This window comes from Bacteroidota bacterium (assembly GCA_013360915.1).
In the GTDB taxonomy this organism is placed as follows: domain Bacteria; phylum Bacteroidota; class JABWAT01; order JABWAT01; family JABWAT01; genus JABWAT01.
Genome location: JABWAT010000001.1, coordinates 173,854 through 197,020, shown reverse-complemented (window position 1 = coordinate 197,020; position 23,167 = coordinate 173,854). Strand labels below are relative to the sequence as shown.

Below are 23,167 nucleotides of genomic sequence, written 5' to 3'. Positions count from 1 at the left end.
AATAAGTGGTGAAACAAGTCAAAAACCACCCCCTGGCCAGTGCTGAATCGTCTGTAAAATTGAATCAATTTCTCCCGAAAGTTATCTTTATCAGCTATTTACAGGAAAAGTGCCCCCATGCTTAAATTTCTGACCCGTCTGTTTGGAAGTAAAAAAGAAAAGGATTTGCAGCGGCTGTTGCCTATGGTGGCTGCGATCAATGCTGAGTGGGAAAAACTCGGCTCTCTCACCGATGAAGAACTGAAGGATAAAACACGCCAGTTCAGACAGCAGATACAGGATGCTGTTCAGGAAATGGAAACACGTCTGACCTCCCTTCAGTTACAGTTAAAAGAAGACCTTGCCGACGATCAGCGACTCGATGTGCTCGATGAAATGGATCAGTTGAAAAAGGACATTCATGAGACCATTGAAGTTGAATTGAAACGGTTGCTGCCCGAAGCTTTTGCCGTTGTGAAGGAAACCTGTAAACGGCTGGTTGGGTTGGAGTACACGGTCAACGGCAATAAAATGCGCTGGGATATGGTTCCGTATGATGTTCAGCTCATTGGTGGGGTCGTCATTCATGAGGGAAAAATTGCCGAGATGGCGACTGGTGAGGGAAAAACCCTTGTCAGCACCTTGCCTGTTTACCTGAATGCCTTACCGGGAAAAGGGGTACACCTCGTAACCGTGAACGATTACCTGGCCCAGCGGGACAGTCAGTGGATGGGTCCTGTGTTCGAATTCCATGGTCTCACGGTAGGTTGTATTCTTAATAACATGAATCCCGAGCAGCGCAAACGGGAATATTCCAAAGACATTACCTACGGAACCAATAATGAGTTTGGTTTTGACTATCTGCGCGATAACATGGCCATTGATGCCTCTGATATTGTTCACCGCGGTTTCAATTATGTGATCATCGATGAGGTTGACTCGGTGCTGATCGATGAAGCCCGGACACCGCTGATCATTTCTGGTCCGGTTGCCCAGTCCGATCAGAAATATGATGAATACAAACCTCGGGTCGAACTGCTTTACAAGGCTCAATCCCAATTGGCCGCACGATTTCTGTCAGATGCAGAAAAAGCGCTCGAAGCCGGAAACACCTCAGAGGCGGGACTGGCCATGCTACGTGTTCACAGGGGCATGCCCAAAAATCCGCGCCTGCTGAAAATGCTTTCTGAAACCGGGAATAAGAAGCTTCTTCAGGACACTGAAAACGAATACCTGCGTGAAAATGCCCGTCACATGCACGTGGTTGATGATGAGCTGTATTTCTCCATCGAGGAAAAAAACCACGCGATTAATCTGACGGAAAAAGGACGTGAATTTCTGGCCAAACAGACCGGAGACGCCGATCTGTTTCTGCTGCCGGATATCGGTTCCGAGATGGCAGCCATCGAAAACAACCATGCCCTGACCGCTGAAGATAAACTGAACATGAAAGAGGATATGAAGCGGCGGTATGCAGACCGGTCCGATCGTATCCATACGGTCAGCCAGCTGCTGAAAGCTTATACACTTTATGAGGCTGATGTTGAATATGTGATTCAGGAAGGGAAAATCCTGATCGTAGACGAGTTTACGGGTCGTATTCTTCCCGGTCGCCGTTATTCTGATGGATTGCATCAGGCCATCGAAGCAAAAGAAGGTGTGACCGTTGAACGGGACACACAGACATTTGCGACCATCACCATTCAGAACTATTTCCGTCTGTATAATAAGATGGCCGGGATGACCGGGACTGCCGAAACTGAAGCCGGTGAATTTTATGATATCTATAAACTGGATGTGGTGGTAATCCCAACCAACCGTGATATCGTCAGGGATGACCGTGAGGATTTGATTTATAAAACCCGGCGCGAAAAACTGAATGCCATTCTCAATGACATTCAGGCCTGTCGTGAACAGGGGAGACCTGTCCTGGTGGGAACCACATCTGTTGAAGCATCCGAAATGCTTAGCCGGGCGCTTAAGCGTGGAAATATTCCCCATAACGTATTGAACGCCAAACAACATGCCCGCGAGGCAGAAATTGTATCCCTGGCCGGACAGAAAGGTGCGGTCACCATTGCCACCAACATGGCAGGACGTGGTACTGATATTAAGCTGGGTGACGGGGTTCGCGATCTGGGTGGTCTGATGATCATCGGAACAGAGCGCCATGAATCCAGGCGGATTGACCGCCAGCTCCGGGGACGTTCGGGTCGTCAGGGAGATCCTGGTGCTTCCCAGTTCTACATTTCACTTGAAGATGACCTGATGCGCCTATTCGGTTCTGACCGGATTGCCGCAATTATGGACAGAATGGGGATTGAGGAAGGGGAAGTCATTCAGCATTCAATGGTATCAAAATCCATTGAAAGGGCACAGAAAAGGGTTGAAGAGAACAACTTTTCGATCCGGAAACGGTTGCTGGAATATGATGATGTCATGAATCAGCAGCGTGAAATTATTTATTCACGCCGCCGTGAAGCGCTGGAAGGCCAGCGGTTAAAGGGTGACATTCTTGAAATGGCGCGTACCTATTCCGCCAAAATGGTCAGCGTTCATTGTGCAGAAGGAGATCTGGAAGAACTCAGTGTTGATCTGATGCGGAATCTGCTGATCAATATTCAGTTTTCACCGGACGAACTGGTGTCAGGTGGTGAGGAATCCATACGCGAAAAGGTATGGAAAGCCATCGATACATTCTATGATGAAAAGGAAACCCTTCTCACCACAGAAGTGATGAAAATGCTCGAGCGTGCAGTGGTCCTGCAGGTTATTGATGAGCGCTGGAGAGAACACCTACGCGAAATGGATGATCTGAAAGAAGGGATTGGCTTAAGAGCGTATGGCCAGCGTGACCCCCTGGTTGAATACAAAGCAGAAGCATATAACCTGTTTACCCAGTTAATGGATCTGATATCTGAACAGACTGTTCAGCTGATATTCAAGGCCTACCCGACTCAGCAATTGCTCGATATGTCTCAGGAACGTGCAAACCAGCAACGGTTGCGCCGTCAGATGGTGGCCAAACATGAGGATATAACTCCGCAGAGGTCATCAGCGCCGGTTCCTCAGGATGTTCCGGGTCCTGCCGGTCAGATGGGTCAGCGTCCTTCGGGTCCTCCGCCAAGACCCGTTCAGGCACCTGTAAAAGTTGAACGGGAAGTGGGAAGAAATGAACCGTGCCCGTGCGGATCCGGTAAAAAGTACAAAGTATGCCATGGCCGATGATGACGCGCACAAAAAACCGTCTCAGGTTCCAATATTTTTGCCTAAAATCTTAGTGACGGTTTCCGTAGTTTTACCTGAATGAATTTTCTCTTTTTTCTGACCCTTTTCTCACTTCAGACCCACATTGCCTCCGGTGGATCCGAAGTCCGGTTTGATTACTCATCCGGTAAGCTCAATCTGATCTGGAAGGTTATAAAGGCCGATGTTGAATCAGGATCCATCGATTCTGAATTTCCGGTTTATACAACCATTGATGCGGTGACCGGCCTGCCGGCCATTTCCTTTTTGGTTCAATCAGATCCGGGTCAATGGACTTATCAGTTTACAACGGATTCTCTGACCATCAGTCCCTATAAAACAGGAACCGGTGATATGGCGCTGATGGGGGCCGAACCGGTTTCGTTTACTGAAGACCGTCCTCAAACCCCGGGTCAACCGGTGATCCGGACCGAAACATTCACCGATTTGGTGGGGGGAACCGGTTACCTGATCAGGATTTTTCCCTGGGTTGCCGGGCCTGACGGGTGGATTTACCTTCAATCGATCTCTGCAACCACCTCTGACAATTCACTTGCACCTGCCAAACCAGTTGATCTGTTGGGTCAGCTATCAGAAAAGGGAAGGAAAAATAACCCCGCACGACTGAACAGGACCACCGGATTTGATAAACATGCCAATCCAACCCTGCGCCTGACCTTCGACGGAGAAGGGATCGGACTGATTACGTATGAGGATCTGGAAAGCAGAGGGGAACAATCTGAATTCAGGGGGAAACCTGTAGGCTCCCTGCGTGTGTATTCAAAAGGCAATGAAGTGCCGATTCTTCTGAAGGATGATGGCAATGGTATCTGGTCACCGGGCGACCGGATTGAATTTTTCATTGAACCTAATCTTGTCAAGCTGAAAAACAAATATCAGGATCTGTATTACGATCCTTACTTTCAGGGATCTGTTTACTTCCTGACAACCGAACCGGCTGCAACAGGGAACCGGCTTGGAATCGTTTCCGGCGAAATCAGAGAGACAATGAGCCTGAGTGACGAAAGAAACCTGATCGGGGAATCCTTCAGAACCACTCTTCATCTCGAAGAAAACAAGCAATATCACGGTTTGGGTGAAGTTGATGTTGGTGAAGAATCCTTCATCAGAGATCACTTTTTCTGGGAGCGGGTCGGACTGAACCAGAAAAAATCCTTCAGGGCTCCGGTTTATGGAATTGACGGATTAAGTCAGACCCCGGTAAAAATCTCCATTGCAATGCATGGCCTGACTTTCACCAAGGAACTTCCCGTGGACCGGGAGCATTTTGTGAAGGTGGATATTGGTGATTCACAGGATGGAATGGCCCTGACCGAACGGATTGCAGGTAAAGAACGATGGAGTGGTCAGACGCTGAACATTGCGACCTACCAGGTTTCTCCCATTGAATTTGCAACATACATGAATGGACAGGGTGCCTCTGTTCAGATTCAGAATTTTGATCCCTTTAACCCAACACGAAATGTGGCCCGGACCTATGCTGTGAATTGGATCCGCATAGAATATGACCGGAATTATGTTGCCACAAAGAACTATTTACCCTTTCATTTGCCATCTGGCCGTCAACCAGGTCTGTTTCAATTCATGGTTGATAATTTCACCACTCCCAAAATTCAGTTGTATAAAAAAGGCGTTGGCCAGTTACAGAATTTTGTCACCGAGTCCTACATTCCTCCTGGTGATAAAACCGGAACCCGGTTATACCGGATCATTTTCCAGGACTTTATCATTTCACCGGATGCAACGAATTATATAGCACTGACCGAAGAATATAAAATAACCCCTAAAACCATCCAGGCGGTTGAGGCCTCTGTCCTTGCTGATACTGATCGTCCTGCACTGAAAGATGCTGACAGGGACGAGTCGATGATAATCATTACTTCGACTGATTTCTGGACACCGCTCAGCGCAGGAAATCAGCTGTCTTCGATTAATCGATATGCAAAAAACAGGGAAAACGATCTTAGTCAACGGGCGGTTAATGATCCGAGACTGGCAGGCAGAACCAGACAGGTAATGGTGACCACTGTACAGGATGTGTATGATGAATTCGGGTATGGTTATAAGAGCCCGCATGCCATCAGGGAATTTCTGCGTTATGCCTACCATAACTGGAAACGAAAACCACTTTATGTTCTCCTAATTGGAGATGCCGCACAGTACTATGATTCTGAGGATGATAAGATCCCATCCATGTTGGTTCAGACTACTGTTTTTGGTGGTACTTCTTCCGATACCTGGTATGCAATGGTTTCAGGCAACGATGTCATTCCAGACATGGCAATCGGCCGGTATCCGGCCAGAACCTCAGAGGAAATTAACCGATATCTGGATAAGATAGAGGCTTACCAATCCAATGCTGACTTTAACGGATGGAAGAACCAGTCTTTGTTTATTTCCGGATTTGAGGATTCATTTGGTGATGACAATCTTGAGGTTAAAAAGGTAACCGAAAACAACCGGTTTAATACCAACTTTCATGTCAAATCCTTCTTTCCCGGCGACCCCTATGTTGGTGGAAAAAGCCACCTGATTAATCAATTTAATGCCGGAATGGTTGCCATGAACTTTATGGGACATGGCGGAGGCGGTGTCTGGGCTGATGCCGGTCTGTTTGAAATTCCCGATGTTGACAAATTAACCCCGACATCCCGCTTGCCCTTTGTGACGAGTTTTACCTGTTACACCGGTGAATTTGCCGGCCCAATTGAGTATTACAGTCTCTCAGAAAAATTGATACTTGCCGAGAACAGAGGCGCCATTGGTGTTTTTGCTTCCTCCGGGGTAGCCTGGAAGAAAAACAATGTGTATCTCGGCCGCTCCATTTATCAGTTTCTGTTTGATGATCAGTATAAAAACCTTTCACTTGCCGAAATTGTTGATCTAGGCCGGTTTTACTATCGCATTCATTACTCAGATTACCTGAATTTTCCCCGCCGGATTCCAACTTCACAGATTTATCAGTATTCCTTTTTTGGTGATCCCTCCATCCGGTTACAAAGACCTGATGACCAACTGGTCGTTGACAATCAGAATCAGCTCGTTTCTTCGAATGATTCGGTCCGTGTAAACCTTGCCTTTCCTGAAAATCAGACCGGGACCGTTTTTTATAAATTTGCTGATGGAAACAATCAGGACCTTTCCTATTCATCCATACCCAGTTTTTCATTGCCGCAGGGATCGATCCAAACCAAACTGAAGGTACCGGATGGACTGAAGGGGAAACAGGGTTTCCTCAAATTTTATGGTTCAGGTTCAGCCGCAGATGCCGTTGGTTCACTTCGTTTTTCTTACACAAAGGTCATTTTTTCGGAATCTAAAACCGATCCTGAACAGATAGTTAACGGGGAGCCCTTTAAAATACGGTTTACTTTTGAAGCCTCTGAAAAAATCAAATCCGGATCTGTTTTGCTACAGATTTATGATCAGCTATCCGACAATGGTTTGATAGGCGGATTGTCCCGTACCACCGGACAATCAGGCGGGTTGCTTTATTATGGCACTGTGATGCTGGATTCGGTTCGAAACGACCAATGGATCACCCGAGACCTGATTCCAGGGAAATATTCGAACAGTAATTTCAACTACCAGTATTCGGTAACGGTTACAGACCAGAATGATCAGACATACACTTTTTCGGGAGTCTTGTCTCTTTCGGCATTGCCTGATGTCTCTGCTGCCCCTGTTTCACCGGGTGGTGAAGAGGAAAACTACACGAACCCCACCATCGGATTGTATTACCGGAACGGACCGGTTCTTGGAGCCGAAATATATAATAATTCTGGTGTGGATCTTCAGAATGTAAGAGTCCGGTTTTTTGGCGGCGGGGTAATTGATAAGCGTCCTCCCGAATTTTCAGGAATCCCACTTTTCCTGGGTGAGACCCGGGAATTTTTAGAAAGGAATTCATCCAAAATGGTGTTTATACCATTGCCTGCAGACTCTGTGATGGAGCCTGGCAGACCATATGAGTTGTCCGTACAGGTTTTTGCCGATACCTCTAATGGGGCAAGGGAACAATCCTATACAAATAACCTCTCCCGACCCGTGCCGATTCTGTTTTCCTTGTATCAGTTTGGACCAGGAAAATCCAATCAGGTGACCTTTGAAGATCTGACTGCAGATCTGAACAATGTATTTCAGGCGGACCAGTCCCTTTACCTCGAAACAGTTACGTCCTTACCGGTTACCAGTCAGCCCCTGTTAAAGCCGGTGGAGTCTGTTACCTGGGGTTTAAAAGCCTTGCGGATCACCCCCTATTCTCTGAATGAACCCGTATTTTCCGGAACCGGTACATTGTCGCTGCCTCTTCCAGATGGAATTTCATTGGACGGACTTTCCTGGTTTCACTTTGATGTGAAATCGGGGAACTGGTTGAAAATTACTTCAACTTACCAGCCTCAGACCAAAAGGCTGTCGGCTGCCATTCAGGAATTTGGTCTCTATAAACTTTTCCGGACAGAGGACCTGGTTCCTCCCAATGTACAGATCAGTGCCAATGGTACTGGTTTCGAAGAAAACCTGCTGGTGCAACCTCAATCCACCTTTACGTTTGTCATACAGGATGAAAACGGGGTAAACCGGAAAAAGGAGAGTATTCAGGTAAAATTGAATGGCGAGGTCATTCCGGAATCTGAGCTTGAAATTCCGGATTCACTTTCCAATGGAAACCAGTTTTTAATTTCCATGTCGAAAAATCTTACACTGGGACCCAATTCCTTATCTTATCGCTTTGAAGATGCGTCAGGAAACGTCATTGAGTCGGCAGAAACACAGTTTGTAGTCACCGCCAGGGAAGAGGTGGAATTTTACGGTGGTTTCCCGAATCCATTTAAACGACACCAGATTTTCGCCTTTAAACTTTTTGCGGAAGCGAAATACATTCAGTTAAAGGTCTACACGGTTTCCGGTCGCCTGATTAACAGTTATGATTCGCGTGATCAGACAAATAATTCATTCATCGACGGTGAAGGACTCGGAGTCAGCCTGGAACAAGGAGAATCGATCAACACGGACTATGGTGAAATCTACTGGGATGGAACCGACCGGAATGGATATCCTGTGGCCTACGGAGTCTATTTTGTTAAAGTCAGCTTTAAGTTTAACAACAAAACCGTGGAAAAGATTTTTAAATCGGTCAGGGCAAATGTGAAATGAAAAAAGTACTCTTACCGGCCCTAATACTTGGTATTTTATGTTCCTTCGATACAGGTTTTGCTCAAAAAACAGCATCCCGTTATGGAGGAGACTTTCTGAAGATCCCACCTGGTGTACGGGCAGCAGGCATGGGGTCGGCATTTACCGCCATTGCCAACGATGCCTCTGGTTTCTTCTATAATCCTGCTGGCTCCTCGCTGGTACCAGGGAATATCATCTCCAGTCAGATCGGAAATCAGTTTGGAACCGTAACCGATCCGGCCAGTGTGTACACATTCCTTGGTTACCATCAGCATCTTGGAGCGCTTGGAGCCTTTTCTTTTAACTGGATCCGGTTGGGAGTCGATGATATTCAGTTCCTTGCCGAATTGGGTTACAATAAAAGTGAACGGAAGGGGAATGCCGCCCGTTATGCACTGGATGCCCCGGTTTTTGGAAATGCTCAGGATGCGTTCATTGTGAATTTTTCGAAAGAGATCGGGACCGTGATTGATTTCGGATGGAATTATTTCAAAGTTCCATACCGCATTCCCATTGGAATCAACCTGAAATATATCAGACAATCATTTTCATCCTCCGATTCGGATGTTGAAAAAAAGATAGGTCAGTCAGCCAGCGGGATCGGAATTGATGCAGGGATCATGGTCATTACCAACCTGAATGACTATGTGGCCCGAAACTATTTCGGTACTTTCAGTTTTGGTTTAGTCTCGAAAGATATTTCGAACACCATTCTTTCCTGGGAGGATCAGATAGAAACATCGATTCCCAGATCCTGGGCATGGTCTGTCGCCTACCTTCAACCTTTAGAATGGATGAAATCGACCGTTCAGATTGCTTATCAGGAAGAGACTGATTATGAGACCTTTACCTCGGTTGGGGTAGAGTATACCTATGATCAGCTCCTGCAGGTGAGAGCAGGTTACAGAAGGGAAGAACCAACCTTGGGTGTTGGGCTTTTTCTGTTTAAGTCACTTTCTGTTCAATACTCCTTTCAGAAACATGATCTGGGAAATCCTCACCAGGTTGGTCTGTCCTTCAATCTTGAACCGTGGCTGAAATGAAATCAGTATTATACTTCCTGCCTTTCCTGGTCCTGATGGGCTGTGAACCCGAAACGGTAGAAATACTGCCACCAGATGCACCTGTGATGATCCAGCCAGATTCACTCATCCGTTACCATCCGCAGACCGGTTTTTCAGCCGAAAAAGGAACTGGCCCGGACCGGTTTGGCATTGGTGTGACGATCCGCTGGCAACCCATTGATAATGCTGAAATCACACAATTACGGGTTTACAGAACCAACACTGTTTTTGAAGGCGATCCCGTTTCCTTCCGTTCTCTGATTACGTTTCCCCGTTTGACGGCTACCCAAAAAAATGAGTACCGTGATACCATCGATGTGGAAACCGGAGTGACCTATTACTATCGGATGACAGCCCTGAATGGTGACAAGGAATCGGCACCTTCAAAACCCGTGGCCTATCAGATACTTACCAAACCGATCTTATCATCTCCGGTGAATGGGGTTGTCACCGATACCCTCCATCCTCTTCTGACCTGGAATAGTAATGAAGGGCAGTTTCTGATCTTTGTCAGACGACAAACAAACAAAGAGCTGGTTTGGGCTCAGCTGACCACCCCTCCGAGCGGATATGGTGTTCCCACACAGAGTATCCCATTTGGGCGTGAGGATGAAAAGACCATTTATACCTGGCAAACGACACCACTTAAGCCAGATGAGGCTTATGAGTGGAGTGTTATGCTTACTCAAACGTATTTTAGCGGAACTGAGTATCAGTTTTACTCTCTGGCAAATAACCTTTCGATTATTCCAAAAGGATCAATTACTCCATGGGCTTCCTTCAGAACATCCGCCTCCGCGCAATAACGGCAATCGTCAGTCTGGCGGTTCCACTTCTTGTTTTGGGTCAAACGGACCCCTTCAATCCTCCAGCACCTCCTCAGGCGGACAATTCCAATTATTCCAACGCTGCAGCCTTTGTTTTCTCGAGCGGAGAGGGCATTAACATTGAAGTTGGACTTTGGGGACACATCGGAAAACCCGGCCTGTACAGAGTGCCGCATACAACCGATCTGGTTTCCCTGATCTCTCTTGCCGGCGGTCCCCAGGAATCGGCACGGTTGAATGAAATCAGAATCCTTCGGGTGGTCAGAAACACACCTGAGGCAGAAGGGGAACAGAGAATCCTGATCGTTGACCTTGAAACCTTCATCGAAACCGGTCGACGCGAAGACATCCCGATTCTTCAGCCCGGTGATGTTATCGTGATCTCAGGAAGCATCTATATGGTTTTCAAGGATTTTCTGGGGATTGTGCGTGATATGGCCCTTATCCTGAATACCATCTACCTTATTGATCGTATCAGTAAAGAGTAATCTGTGATAAAAACAACGATTTTTGGTTGATCGGGATAAAAAACCTATATTTATGTTTAATTTGTATTAACTTTGCAAAGTTTAACAGTATTGGAGACCCCAAATGCGTTTGGCGAGGAATTTTGCTCTCTCAACATTCATGGTTCTTGGTTTCAGCAGTGTCATTGGTCAATCACTGACATCTGGCAGTAAGCTGATTCACATTCAGGAAGCCCGTCTTCCTCAGGGCGGAACCCTCACCTTCTACAACAGCATGGGAGCCTATGGAGAATCCTCTGGCTCGGCCGGTGCTCTGTGGGATATCCGGAATGCGTTTACCATCGACTATTCGTTTACAGAAAACTATATGCTTTCTGGAATCCTGACCGTTTATCAGGATTTGAATGACGGATCGGGTAGCTCCAACACTCCGATCAATGATTTTGGTCTGACGTTCAAAGCAGGATCACTCGCCTTTGGAAACGACTTTTTTATGATGGGCGGTCTGATCAACTTTAATCTGCCTGTTGGAGATTCCTACAAGCAGAACGTTCCTTTCCAGATTTTCCGTGGGGTTGGTTTTAACTACCAGATTCAGGGTTTGCTCAGTTATTATTCCGATAACCTGTTTCCTGAAGATGCCTTCAGCGCCCACCTGAACCTGGGTTTCGGGAACAGTCTGGATAAGAACAAAGAAGTACTTTTTAATGAAGCTTTCGGAAAAGGGGAAAAACCGATTAAGGGTACTACCGATCCGTTGGATATCCGGTATGGGTTCGGTGTAAAACTTCCTACTTCTTTTCTGGATTTTTATACAGAAATCTGGGGAAATGCTTTCATTACAGAACCAGATCCTATTTATTACGCCCATGAAAATTACGGATACATCACTGCTGGTCTTGGTCTGAAGCCTGTTGATCTCCTCCTCTTAAATGTTTCCGGGGATTTTCTCTTTACCGGGTCGGAAGATAAAAGCTTCCGGACAGTTGGTGGTGGCACCACTTCTCTCATTAACAGTGATGCCAACTATGCCCCATGGCGTATCAATATTGGACTGAAAATCAACATTCTGCCTCTTAAAACCTCCTATACCATTGATCCTTCACGCCGGTACGATATTACCCCTCGTGAGGCTGATGAAATCCGCCGTCGCGTTCGAATCATTGAGGAAAATGAGGCCGTAACCCGCGATAAGGTTGAAACACTCCGCACCAAACGGAAAGATGTTGAAGCCAACCTGAAGCAGTTGCGCGATCTTCTGCGCTCACTCGATACTCAGGGTGGTGAAGGTAACTGATGAAAAAAGTCGAGGCCATCATCCGCCCATTCAAACTTGACGAAGTACGTCAGGCTTTGGTTGGAAGTGGCGTGGTGGGAATGACTGTTTCAGAAATCAAAGGTTTTGGAAGACAAAAAGGTCACTCCGAAATCTACAGGGGAAGTGAATACCAAATCGATTTCCTTCCCAAAATCAAACTTGAGATTGTTGTTTCTGATGATCAGGTTGACCGGGTGGTCGACCTGATTATTACCCACTCCCGCACCAATCAGGTTGGAGATGGAAAAATTTTCATTCACCCGCTGGATGATGTGATCCGGATCCGTACGGGTGAATCCGGCGAATCGGCAATTTAATCCCCCCCACACATGACACTGTTTTCCTCTATTAGCTCCTGCTATCAGGAGCTTGTTCATTCATTTCTGAAAAACCCCCTTCCAACACCCGTCTATCTGTATTCAGAAACACAGTTGAAACAGAATGCCGGCACGTTTATTCGGTTCAGAGACCAGCATGGCATCCAGGCTTATTATGCCATGAAGGCAAACTCTAACCCATCCATTATCAACCTCTTTTACCGTTCTGGAATTTTTATTGACGCCAATTCACTGGGCGAAATAACAATGGCCTTGAAAGCAGGGGTTCAGCCTGATCATATTCTTTTTTCGGGGGTTGGAAAGACCAGGGATGAAATAACTGCTGCTATCCAATTAAAAATTCATGCCATCAAGATTGAATCTGTGGGTGAAGCCGCTTTGATCGGCCAGATAACGGACGCGCTGAAACAATCGGTGAACGTGAGTCTACGCCTGAATCCGGAAATTGACCCGAAGACCCATCCATATATTTCGACGGGAGTCCGCGAATCAAAATTCGGCATCGATCACCAGGACCTGCCATCGGTGACAGAGGTACTATCGGCACATCCCCGTTTAAAACTGACCAGCCTGTCGGCACACATTGGTTCCCAGATATTTGATGTTGGTTTATATATTGATGTCTATAAGAATCTGGCGCATTATGCCGATCATTTTCGTCGGGAAGGCTTTCCGATTACAGAGTTGGATCTGGGTGGTGGGTTTGGAATCCGCTATAATGCATCTGGTGAAACCGTTGCAGACGAAATGGACAAGGTTTTCGCTGATTTGGTAGAACTCAACCAGGGGAAGTATAAACTTTGTATTGAACCCGGAAGAATGCTGGTTGCCAACTCCTGTATTCTGACGGGTACGGTCCTGTATACCAAACGCAATGGGGACAAGCACTTTGTGGTAACCGATGCGTCCATGACCGAAAACATCAGGCCGGCACTTTATCAGGCAGAACACCCCATCATGGTTTTTTCAGAATCAGCAGAAGGAGAATCCCTGGTTGCCGATATTGTGGGGCCTGTCTGTGAAAGCGGGGATTTTCTTGGTGAACAGGTAAGCATCCGGTCTGCTTCGCCGGGCGATTTTATCGGTGTATTCGATTCAGGCGCCTATACCATGAGCATGGCTTCCAATTATAACCTGAGACCACTTGCTGCGGAATACCTGTTGTCAGATGGAAAGTGGGTTTGCATCAGGAAGCGACAAACCATAGAGGAAATGATCAACAGGGGATTGTGATGAAAAAACTACTTCCGGCATTGTCACTGCTTTTTCTATTACCCGGGTGTCTGACTTTTAAGACCGTTGAATATACCATCACGGTCAATAAGGATCTTTCAGCGACCGGAGTGGTCATCTTCAGGGGGATCGGGTCGGATGTGGCAGATCCCGAGCAGCGAAAACTGGATCTGGAAGGTCTGGTTGAGTATGGTCTGAAATCCACCGAGTTTATCAACGACCGCAAATCGGAAGGCCGTGAAGTCCGTTCACGAAAGTTGTATGTCGAAAACGGACTGCTGACAGCCGAAATCGGATTTTCAGTTAAAAAGGTGAGTGATATTGAAGGGATTTATTTAAACGAAGAATACATCTATGTGGATGTGGATCCTGACTCACAGCTTAATCATGCGAATGGTGAAATAAACACCTATGGCGGCGGAAGTCAGGTGCTTTGGAAAAAAGGTCCGGGAAAGCTCACATTTGCCGTTTCAGTGTATACGGATGAACAATGGCCACCGTTTTCGCTGACACAGGAATATCTGGCACGATACGGATCGAAAGGAACCGGAACTTCCAAATGAATGAATTGACCTATATTGCCGGCGAACTTGGTCTGCCGGTATCATCCGTTCAGGCAACAGTAAAACTACTCGATGAAGGCGCGACCGTTCCCTTTATTTCGAGGTATCGCCGTGAAGTGACTGGTGGGATGGATGAAGAGAACATCAGGAATATTCAGGATAAACTGGCCTACATCAGAGCCTTAACGGAAAGAAAAGTCACCATTCTGGCCAGCATTGAAGAACAGGGCAAGCTGACTGATGAGTTGCGTCAACGGGTGGAAACCTGCATGATCATGGCAGAATTGGAAGACATCTACCTGCCATACCGGCCTAAACGGAAAACACGGGCGAGTGTTGCTAAGGAAAAGGGGCTTGAACCGCTGGCTGACCTGATGTACGGACAGACCCTGCCTCTATCGGGGGATAAACAGTCATTGATAGCACCGTTTGTGAACCCTGAAAATGGTGTTCTTACCCCGGAAGAGGCCGTTCAGGGAGCCATTGATATCATGGCCGAACGTATCAGTGAATCGGCAGACATCAGGAAAGTTGTCAGGGAATTCACCCGTTCTAATGGACTTTTATCGGCGAAGCGAAAAGACGAAGAGAGCAAAGAACGAACGGACTATGAAAACTACTATGACTTTTCGGATTCGCTGACAAAACTGAAACCATACCAGGTTCTCGCTATTAATCGTGGAGAAAAGGAACTGGTTCTCAAGGTTTCCGTTGAAGTGAGTTCATCTGTCATTGTCGATCTGATTGCAAAAAAAGTGATTTCGGCTCCCGGAAGTTTGTTTGAATCAGAAATCCTGAAGGCCGTTGAAGATGGTTACGGGAGGTTGATTGCTCCGAGTATCGAACGGGAAATCCGTTCGGAGCTGACGGAGAATGCGGATCTTCATGCCATCGACGTTTTTGCAAGGAATGTATATAATCTGTTGCTTCAGCCACCGCTATTCGGAAAAACCATTCTGGGTATCGATCCTGGTTTCGTAAGCGGATGCAAACTGGCTGTTGTGGATTCCTCTGGTAAATATCTTGAAGGAACCACCATTTATCCGACGGAACCGAAAAAGTGGATCGATGTTTCAGAAAAAACGTTGTCCGCCCTGGTAAAAAACCATCATGTGGATGTGATTGCCATCGGAAATGGTACCGCGTCACGCGAGGTTGAACAATTTGTAGCGGAAACCATCAGCAAATACAATCTGACCTGCGGCTACATGATTGTCAGCGAGGCAGGAGCCTCGGTTTACTCAGCCTCAAAACTGGCTGCTGAGGAGTTCCCCGATCTTGAAGCGGCTCAGAGGGGCAATATTTCTATCGCTAGACGGGTGCTGGATCCGCTGGCCGAATTGGTTAAAATTGATCCGAAATCGATAGGTGTCGGATTGTATCAGCATGATGTGAATCAAAAAAACCTTGAACATAAGCTCGGCCAAGTGGTTGAATCGTGTGTGAACCATGTTGGTGTGAACGTAAACACGGCCAGTCCGGCCTTATTATCTCATGTATCCGGATTAAACAGCCGGACTGCCACCAACATTGTAAGACACCGGGATGAAAAGGGACCTTTCAGATCCAGGGAATCAATTCTGGATGTCAAAGGGATGGGTGCGCACAGTTTTGAGCAATCTGCCGGATTTTTAAGAATCACCGATGGTGACAATCCATTAGATGGAACGTCCATTCATCCCGAATCCTATCCGGCTACTTATAAACTACTTGAAAAACTGCGGGTTTCTGCAGAATCCATTCAAAAGGAGAATAAACGGCTTCAGGAACAGCTGAAACAGGTAAACAGCCATCATCTGGCTTCTGAGCTGGGGATTGGAAAACCCACACTGGATCTGATTATTGAAAACCTGCTGAAGCCTGGCCGCGATCCCCGTGCAGATCTTCCTGCACCAATCCTCAGAAAAGATGTTCTGAGTATGAATGATCTGAAGCCGGGTCTCCGGTTAAAGGGAACTGTGCGGAATGTCGTCGATTTCGGAGCGTTTGTTGATATTGGTGTCAAGCAGGATGGACTGGTTCATATTTCCGAAATGGGCACTTCTTTTGTGAAAAATCCACATGACGTAATGTCGGTCGGAGATGTGATTGAAGTGGCCATAAAATCGGTTGACCATGACCGAGGACGTATCGCACTGACCATGCGGCTGGAAGGCCCATCACCAAAGCCGGAACAGAAGGGCAGAAAGGTCACTCCGGAGCGTTCAAAAGAACCGGCTTTGTCTGACAAACTTGAATTACTGAAACAGAAATTCTCCCGTTAATGCACGGACATTCGCATCATCACCCGCATTCGCATCATCATGAGGCAAAGACCCGTGTAAAGTGGGCCATTCTGCTGACGGGAATCATGTTCATTGCAGAACTGGCCGGCGGATTGCTCACCAACAGTCTGGCTTTGCTTGCGGATGCCGGTCATATGGCCACCGATCTGGCCGCTCTGATTTTGTCTCTGATCGGGTTCCTCTGGGCAGAAAGAAAACCGGATAATAAGAGAACCTTTGGCTATGCCAGGGCTGAAATTGTCGTGGGTTTTGCCAACGGAATCATCTTATGGGGACTTGCCGGCCTGATTTGTGTTGAAGCCATTCAGCGCATCACCAATCCGGAGCCGGTTTCCGGTTTGCCAATGCTTTTCATTGCAATTGCCGGCCTGGTGATTAATCTGATCAGCGCCGGACTGTTGTTTAAATCGTCCCATCACAATCTGAATGCCAAAGCGGCCTTTTACCATGTCCTGGGTGATGCGATGGGATCGGTCGGAGCCATCACGGCTGCGGTGATCATCCTGCTTACCGGCTGGACGTTGGCTGACCCTGTGATTTCAATCCTGATTTCATTGATTATTATCAGCAGTGCCTACCGGCTTTTACGGGAGACGGTCAACATTTTGCTTGAGGGCGTGCCCGATTCACGCTTGCCGGGGCAGGTTACAAAGGAACTTTTGCAGATAGAGGGTGTGCGCTCGGTGCATGATCTTCACATCTGGTCACTGGGATCAGACCATACCAACCTGTCTTGTCATCTGGTGGTGGATGGAACGATCGGCCATGCCGTCATTCTTGAAAGAGCACACCAGGCTGTCAGACAGTTACAGGTCGTTCATCACGCCACCTTTCAGATAGAACCCGATACTTTCACCATCTGCGATGATTGCCATGCCTGAAGAAATTGTTAATTTTTCTGTACATAAGTTCACAGGTGCTGGCAATGATTTCGTCCTGATTGACGACCGGGAGAACCGGTTCAGTGATGACTGGTACGCAACCATTACCCCCCTGCTGTGCAACCGGTTTCACGGTATCGGCGGGGATGGTCTGATGGTTTTGCGGTCGTCTGACCGGTTTGATTTCAGGATGCACTACCTGAATTCGGATGGTTCTCTTGCCGGAATGTGTGGCAATGGCGCCAGATGCCTGAGTGAATTTTTCTTTCTGCTGACCGGGACTGATCGGGCACGTTTCGAAACCAGAAGCGGTGAATACTTCGCAGAACGCAAGGGAACGGCACAAGTGGCCCTTTCTCTGATAAAACCTTTTGATTTTGCAGACGTACCGGGTCAGGATTCTGAAACCTGCTATGTGAATACCGGAACCCAGCATCTGGTTGTGAAGGTGTCCGGACTGGATGAAATTCCGGTGGAAACCGACGGAAGGAAACTGAGATATTCTGAGTTCGCACATTCAAAGGGCGGGAGCAACGTAAATTTCATAGAAATCACGGGACCGGGATCCCTCAGAATCAGAACCTACGAAAAAGGGGTGGAAGGGGAGACCCTTGCATGCGGAACCGGCACCGTCGCAGCCGCATTTGCGGCCTTCAGAAAAGGATGGATTGCTCAACCCATTGTTCAGGTTACGGTGAAAAGTGGTTCTTTGCTGACGGTATACCTTCAGGACCGCCCGATACTGGAAGGCCCCGCCGATTACCTGTTTTCCAGTCACCTCTCGCTGCAGAAAAATTCAAAAGGCGATCTTTCCTTCCTTCACCGGTTACCCTGACACACCTTCCTTCCGGACTGTCATTTTGACTACATCCCGGAACCCCTTCTGCCTTATCCAACGGTAAAACCTTCTGAACCAGATTGGCACAGCCTTTGCTTAATGGGCGAACGTTCTGAATAACTGACAAAACTGTCACCATCAAACGAATAGAGGTAACTATGAAAATAAAACCATTGGCAGACCGGATTGTTGTAAAACCCTCTGCTGCTGAAGAAAAAACCAAGGGCGGCTTGTTTATTCCCGATACCGCGAAAGAAAAACCCCAGCAAGGTGAAGTAGTCGCTGTCGGACCGGGAAAAGTCGCAGATAGCGGACAAACCCTCGCTCTTCAGGTAAAAGTCGGTGATCGTATCCTGTACGGAAAATACTCCGGTACAGAAATTCAGATTGATGGCACCGATTACCTGATCATGCGTGAATCGGACGTATTTGCAGTACTGTAATTTTTAAAAGATTGAGGTAACAAAACCATGGCAAAAATTATCACCTTTAATATCGAAGCCCGGACCAAGCTGAAGTCTGGTATTGACCAGCTGGCCGATGCAGTTAAAGTGACCCTCGGTCCTAAGGGCCGGAATGTGGTCATTGACAAGAAATTCGGTTCACCGCTGGTGACCAAAGACGGTGTTACCGTTGCAAAAGAAGTTGAATTGAAAGATCCGGTTGAAAACATGGGCGCCCAGATGGTGAAGGAAGTTGCTTCCAAGACATCTGATGTTGCTGGTGATGGTACCACCACTGCCACCGTTCTTGCTCAGGCCATCGTTCGTGAAGGTCTGAAGAATGTGACTGCAGGTGCCAATCCGATGGACCTGAAACGCGGAATCGACAAAGCAGTTACCGCTGTTGTAGGTGAACTGAAATCCATCTCCAAGAAAATTGAAGGGAAGAAGGGTTACGCTCAGGTAGCTGCCATTTCTGCCAACAATGATGATGAAATCGGAAACCTGATTGCAGAAGCTTTCGAAAAAGTTGGCAAAGATGGTGTGATCACTGTTGAAGAAGCCAAGGGCACAGAGACCGAATTGAAGACGGTTGAAGGTATGCAGTTCGATCGTGGATATCTCTCTCCTTATTTCGTCACCAATGCTGATGCAATGGAAGCCGTATTGGACGATCCGTACATCCTGATCTATGACAAGAAGATTTCAGCAATGAAAGACCTTCTGCCCATTCTTGAGAAGGTTGCTCAGACCGGCCGTGGTATCCTGATTATTGCAGAAGACCTTGAAGGCGAAGCTCTTGCTACTCTGGTTGTGAACAAACTGCGCGGAACCCTGCGTGTTGCTGCGGTAAAAGCCCCTGGCTTTGGTGATCGCCGCAAAGCCATGCTCGAAGACATTGCCATCCTCACTGGTGGTATCGCCATCAGCGAAGAGCAAGGTTATAAGCTCGAAAACGCCGACATTTCTTATCTTGGCCGTGCCAAACGTGTGGTCATTGACAAGGATAACACCACCATCGTGGATGGTGCCGGCAAAGACGATAAGATTAAAGCCCGCATCGGTGAGATTAAGGCTCAGGTTGAGAAAACCACCTCTGATTATGACCGTGAAAAATTGCAGGAGCGCCTTGCAAAACTGAGCGGTGGTGTGGCTGTTCTTCACATCGGTGCTTCCACCGAGGTTGAAATGAAGGAAAAGAAAGCCCGCGTGGAAGATGCTCTGCATGCCACCCGTGCTGCTATCGAGGAAGGTATCGTTCCTGGTGGTGGAGTGGCTCTGATCCGCACTGTCAAGTCGCTCGAGAAGCTCAAAGGCTCCAATGCTGATGAAAACACTGGTATTGCCATTGTAAAGCGTGTTCTGGAAGAACCACTTCGCCAGATCGTTACCAATGCAGGTCTCGAAGCCTCTGTGGTTGTTGAAAAAGTAAAAGCCGGTTCCGGTGATTATGGATTCAACGCAAGAACAGAAGTCTACGAAAACCTGGTTGAGTCTGGTGTGATTGACCCTACCAAAGTAACCCGCATTGCGCTTGAGAACGCTGCATCGGTTGCATCGATGGTTCTGACCACCGAAGCCACCATTGTGGAAGAACCCAAGGATGAACCGGCTCCTAAAATGCCTGCCGGCGGAATGGGTGACATGTATTGATAACCGGATAACTCCGGCCTCTGAAAGCCCCGGGTTTACAGCCCGGGGCTTTTTTTTTAATGGACCTTTAATTACGCCTTTACCAGCCTGTTTGTATCTTGTCGGACTGTGGTTGACCGCTGCATGGTGGAAATACTTCCACTGATTTTTTACCTTTAAACCTGGAGACAGTATGAGCACATTCCCCGGCCTGGATTATCTGAAATTGGATGATTGGTTTTCTGAAGACGAGAAGCTGATCAGGGATACCATCAGGCAATTTGTTGACCAATCGGTGCTTCCTATTATCGAAGATGCCTACCTGGAAGGAAAATTTCCCCATCAGTTGGTAAGCGAACTGGGAAGTCTCGGCGCTTTTGGTGCGAACCTTCCTGAAACCTATGAGTGTGCCGGATTATCAAATATTGCTTATGGTCTGATCTGCCAGGAACTGGAAAGAGGCGATTCGGGAGTGAGAAGTTTTGTGTCGGTCCAGGGATCACTGGTCATGTACCCGATTTTTACCTATGGATCAGAAGAACAAAAACGGTTCTGGCTTCCTAAATTAGCCAGAGGAGAAAAAATCGGCTGTTTTGGATTAACTGAACCCGATTTCGGATCCAATCCGGGTGGATTGATCACCCGTTCCCGCCGCGATGGAAATTCCATCGTGCTTAATGGTGCAAAAATGTGGATTACCAATGGGACCATTGCTGATGTTGCAGTGGTCTGGGCGAAGGACGAGGCAGGCGAAATCAAAGGTTATCTGGTCGAAAAGGGAACTCCAGGCTACACTGCCCCGGAAATTAAGAAAAAGCATTCTCTGCGTGCATCAGTTACCTCTGAACTGGTCTTTGCAGATTGCCGTATTCCACTCGAAAACGAATTACCAAAAGCAAAGGGACTGAAAGCCCCTCTCAGTTGTCTGAATCAGGCTCGTTACGGTATTGCCTGGGGTGCAATCGGATCGGCCATGGCCAGCTATCAGTCTGCATTGGATTATACCAAATCCCGTATTCAGTTTAACAAACCAATTGCAAGCTTTCAGCTTGTGCAGAATAAACTGGTTTATATGCTGAACGAAATCACAAAGGCGCAATTGCTCGCCTATCGTGTGGGCCAGTTGAAAGATAAAGGGGAAGTTCGTCCGCAGCACATCAGCATGGCCAAGCGAAACAACGTTGACATGGCCCTTGAATGTGCACGGCTGGCACGTGATATGATGGGTGCCAATGGAATCACAGCCGAATACCCGGTGATGCGGCACATGAACAATCTTGAAAGTGTAAAAACCTACGAAGGAACCCATGATATTCATACCCTGATTCTGGGCCATGATATCACCGGAATCCCAGCTTACGAATAAATTATGCCAAAAAAACAATCCACCCTGCCCAAAGTCATCGGGGACGCCCTGACATATGATGATATCCTGCTGGTTCCGGCACACAGTGAGGTGCTTCCCCGTGAGGTGGATGTTCGTTCACGTCTCACTACCGATATTGGTCTGAACATTCCGCTACTCTCGGCTGCCATGGATACTGTCACCGAAAGTGACATGGCCATTGCACTTGCCCGGGAAGGCGGAATCGGGATCATTCATAAAAACATGCCATTTGCCCGTCAGGCAGAAGAGGTTGATAAGGTCAAACGGTATGAGTCCGGCATGATTGTGAATCCGTACACCATGAAGGCCGGTCAGACCGTTGCCGATGCTCATGCAGTGATGAGCCGGTATCACATTTCAGGAATCCCTGTAGTTGACGATCACGGAAAGCTGGTCGGAATTGTAACCAATCGTGATCTCCGGTTTGTAAAAAAGATGCAGGTGCTGATCGGTGAGGTGATGACCCGTGAAAACCTGATTACAGCTCCGTTGGGAACCACCCTGGAAGAAGCTGAGGTCATTCTTCAGAATTACCGGATTGAAAAACTTCCCGTGGTTGATCAGAATGGCAACCTGAAGGGGCTGATAACCTTCAAGGATATTCAGAAAAAGAAATTTTTCCCGAATGCCTGCAAAGATTCACGGGGGAGGCTCAGAGTTGGTGCAGCCGTTGGAATTGGTGCTGATACCGACTCCAGAGTAGCCGAACTGGTAAATGCCGGAGTGGATGTGGTTATTGTGGATACAGCCCACGGTCACTCGGAAGGTGTGTTGCGGATGGTCAGAAAAATCAGAAAAACCTATCCGTCGCTTCAACTGATTGCAGGTAATATCGCCACCGGTGCTGCGGCTGAAGCATTGATTAAAGCCGGAGCCAATGCAGTGAAGGTAGGTGTGGGACCCGGAAGTATCTGCACCACTCGGGTGGTGACCGGAATTGGTGTACCTCAGGTCAGTGCCATCATGTGGGTGGCAGAAGTAGCCTCCAAACATCAGGTTCCCGTTATTGCAGATGGCGGAATCAAGTATTCCGGCGATATTTCCAAGGCCATTGCGGCCGGTGCTGATTCGGTCATGATCGGAAGTCTGTTTGCAGGAATGGATGAGTCTCCCGGTGAGACCATCTTATTTGAAGGAAGAAAATACAAAACTTACCGGGGGATGGGATCCCTTGGTGCCATGGATCAGGGATCGAAAGACCGTTACTTTCAGGATGTGGAAGACGATGTGAAGAAGTTGGTTCCAGAAGGTATCGAAGGACGGGTTCCCTACAAAGGGTCCGTTTCGGAAACGATTTACCAGATGGTTGGCGGTTTGAGAGCAGCCATGGGATATTGTGGAGTGGGAACGATTCCTGACATGAAGGAAAAAGCGCAGTTTGTGAAAATGACCAGTGCCGGATTAAGAGAAAGCCACCCGCACAGCATTTACATCACCAAAGAAGCACCAAACTACCATATCTGACAG

16 protein-coding genes are annotated in these 23,167 nt (G+C 47.5%); all 16 read left to right on the top strand.

The annotated features are described in order from the left end of the window. Positions 1 to 117 precede the first annotated feature (117 nt). Complete coding sequence (secA, locus tag HUU10_00860) at positions 118 to 3,207, top strand: preprotein translocase subunit SecA (GenBank protein NUQ80134.1); 3,090 nt, start codon at positions 118 to 120, stop codon at positions 3,205 to 3,207. 78 nt (positions 3,208 to 3,285) lie between these two features. Continuing rightward, the gene (locus HUU10_00855; GenBank protein ID NUQ80133.1) at positions 3,286 to 8,403 is read left to right on the top strand and encodes a hypothetical protein; all 5,118 of its coding nucleotides are present in this window, start codon (positions 3,286 to 3,288) and stop codon (positions 8,401 to 8,403) included. After that, positions 8,400 to 9,467 carry a UPF0164 family protein gene (locus tag HUU10_00850; GenBank protein ID NUQ80132.1) on the top strand — a complete coding sequence of 356 codons (1,068 nt, stop codon included), beginning with the start codon at positions 8,400 to 8,402 and terminating at the stop codon, positions 9,465 to 9,467. The genes HUU10_00855 and HUU10_00850 overlap by 4 nt, the downstream gene beginning before the upstream one ends. Then, complete coding sequence (locus HUU10_00845) at positions 9,464 to 10,294, top strand: hypothetical protein (protein ID NUQ80131.1); 831 nt, start codon at positions 9,464 to 9,466, stop codon at positions 10,292 to 10,294. Before HUU10_00850 ends, HUU10_00845 begins: the two co-directional genes overlap by 4 nt. Next, the gene (locus tag HUU10_00840) at positions 10,258 to 10,803 is read left to right on the top strand and encodes an SLBB domain-containing protein (protein NUQ80130.1); all 546 of its coding nucleotides are present in this window, start codon (positions 10,258 to 10,260) and stop codon (positions 10,801 to 10,803) included. Before HUU10_00845 ends, HUU10_00840 begins: the two co-directional genes overlap by 37 nt. Positions 10,804 to 10,906: 103 nt before the next feature. Beyond that, complete coding sequence (locus tag HUU10_00835) at positions 10,907 to 12,079, top strand: hypothetical protein (GenBank protein NUQ80129.1); 1,173 nt, start codon at positions 10,907 to 10,909, stop codon at positions 12,077 to 12,079. Next, entirely contained in the window at positions 12,079 to 12,417 is a 339-nt protein-coding gene (locus tag HUU10_00830) for a P-II family nitrogen regulator (protein NUQ80128.1), read from the top strand. Before HUU10_00835 ends, HUU10_00830 begins: the two co-directional genes overlap by 1 nt. A 12-nt stretch (positions 12,418 to 12,429) precedes the next feature. Continuing rightward, positions 12,430 to 13,671, top strand: a complete 1,242-nt coding sequence (gene lysA / locus HUU10_00825) for a diaminopimelate decarboxylase (GenBank protein ID NUQ80127.1) — start codon at positions 12,430 to 12,432, stop codon at positions 13,669 to 13,671. Beyond that, positions 13,671 to 14,234 carry a hypothetical protein gene (locus HUU10_00820; protein ID NUQ80126.1) on the top strand — a complete coding sequence of 188 codons (564 nt, stop codon included), beginning with the start codon at positions 13,671 to 13,673 and terminating at the stop codon, positions 14,232 to 14,234. Before lysA ends, HUU10_00820 begins: the two co-directional genes overlap by 1 nt. Next, positions 14,231 to 16,498, top strand: coding sequence for an RNA-binding transcriptional accessory protein (locus HUU10_00815; GenBank protein NUQ80125.1), 2,268 nt, complete (start codon positions 14,231 to 14,233; stop codon positions 16,496 to 16,498). Before HUU10_00820 ends, HUU10_00815 begins: the two co-directional genes overlap by 4 nt. Further along, complete coding sequence (locus HUU10_00810; protein ID NUQ80124.1) at positions 16,498 to 17,400, top strand: cation transporter; 903 nt, start codon at positions 16,498 to 16,500, stop codon at positions 17,398 to 17,400. The genes HUU10_00815 and HUU10_00810 overlap by 1 nt, the downstream gene beginning before the upstream one ends. After that, entirely contained in the window at positions 17,393 to 18,235 is an 843-nt protein-coding gene (locus HUU10_00805; GenBank protein ID NUQ80123.1) for a diaminopimelate epimerase, read from the top strand. The genes HUU10_00810 and HUU10_00805 overlap by 8 nt, the downstream gene beginning before the upstream one ends. 161 nt (positions 18,236 to 18,396) lie before the next feature. Continuing rightward, the gene (gene groES, locus HUU10_00800) at positions 18,397 to 18,681 is read left to right on the top strand and encodes a co-chaperone GroES (GenBank protein ID NUQ80122.1); all 285 of its coding nucleotides are present in this window, start codon (positions 18,397 to 18,399) and stop codon (positions 18,679 to 18,681) included. 27 nt (positions 18,682 to 18,708) lie between these two features. Then, a complete protein-coding gene (gene groL, locus HUU10_00795; protein NUQ80121.1) occupies positions 18,709 to 20,334 on the top strand; it encodes a chaperonin GroEL in 1,626 nt (541 codons plus the stop codon). 172 nt (positions 20,335 to 20,506) lie between these two features. Beyond that, a complete protein-coding gene (locus HUU10_00790; protein ID NUQ80120.1) occupies positions 20,507 to 21,679 on the top strand; it encodes an acyl-CoA dehydrogenase family protein in 1,173 nt (390 codons plus the stop codon). Between the two features lie 24 nt (positions 21,680 to 21,703). Then, positions 21,704 to 23,164, top strand: a complete 1,461-nt coding sequence (guaB, locus tag HUU10_00785) for an IMP dehydrogenase (GenBank protein NUQ80119.1) — start codon at positions 21,704 to 21,706, stop codon at positions 23,162 to 23,164. Positions 23,165 to 23,167 lie beyond the last annotated feature (3 nt).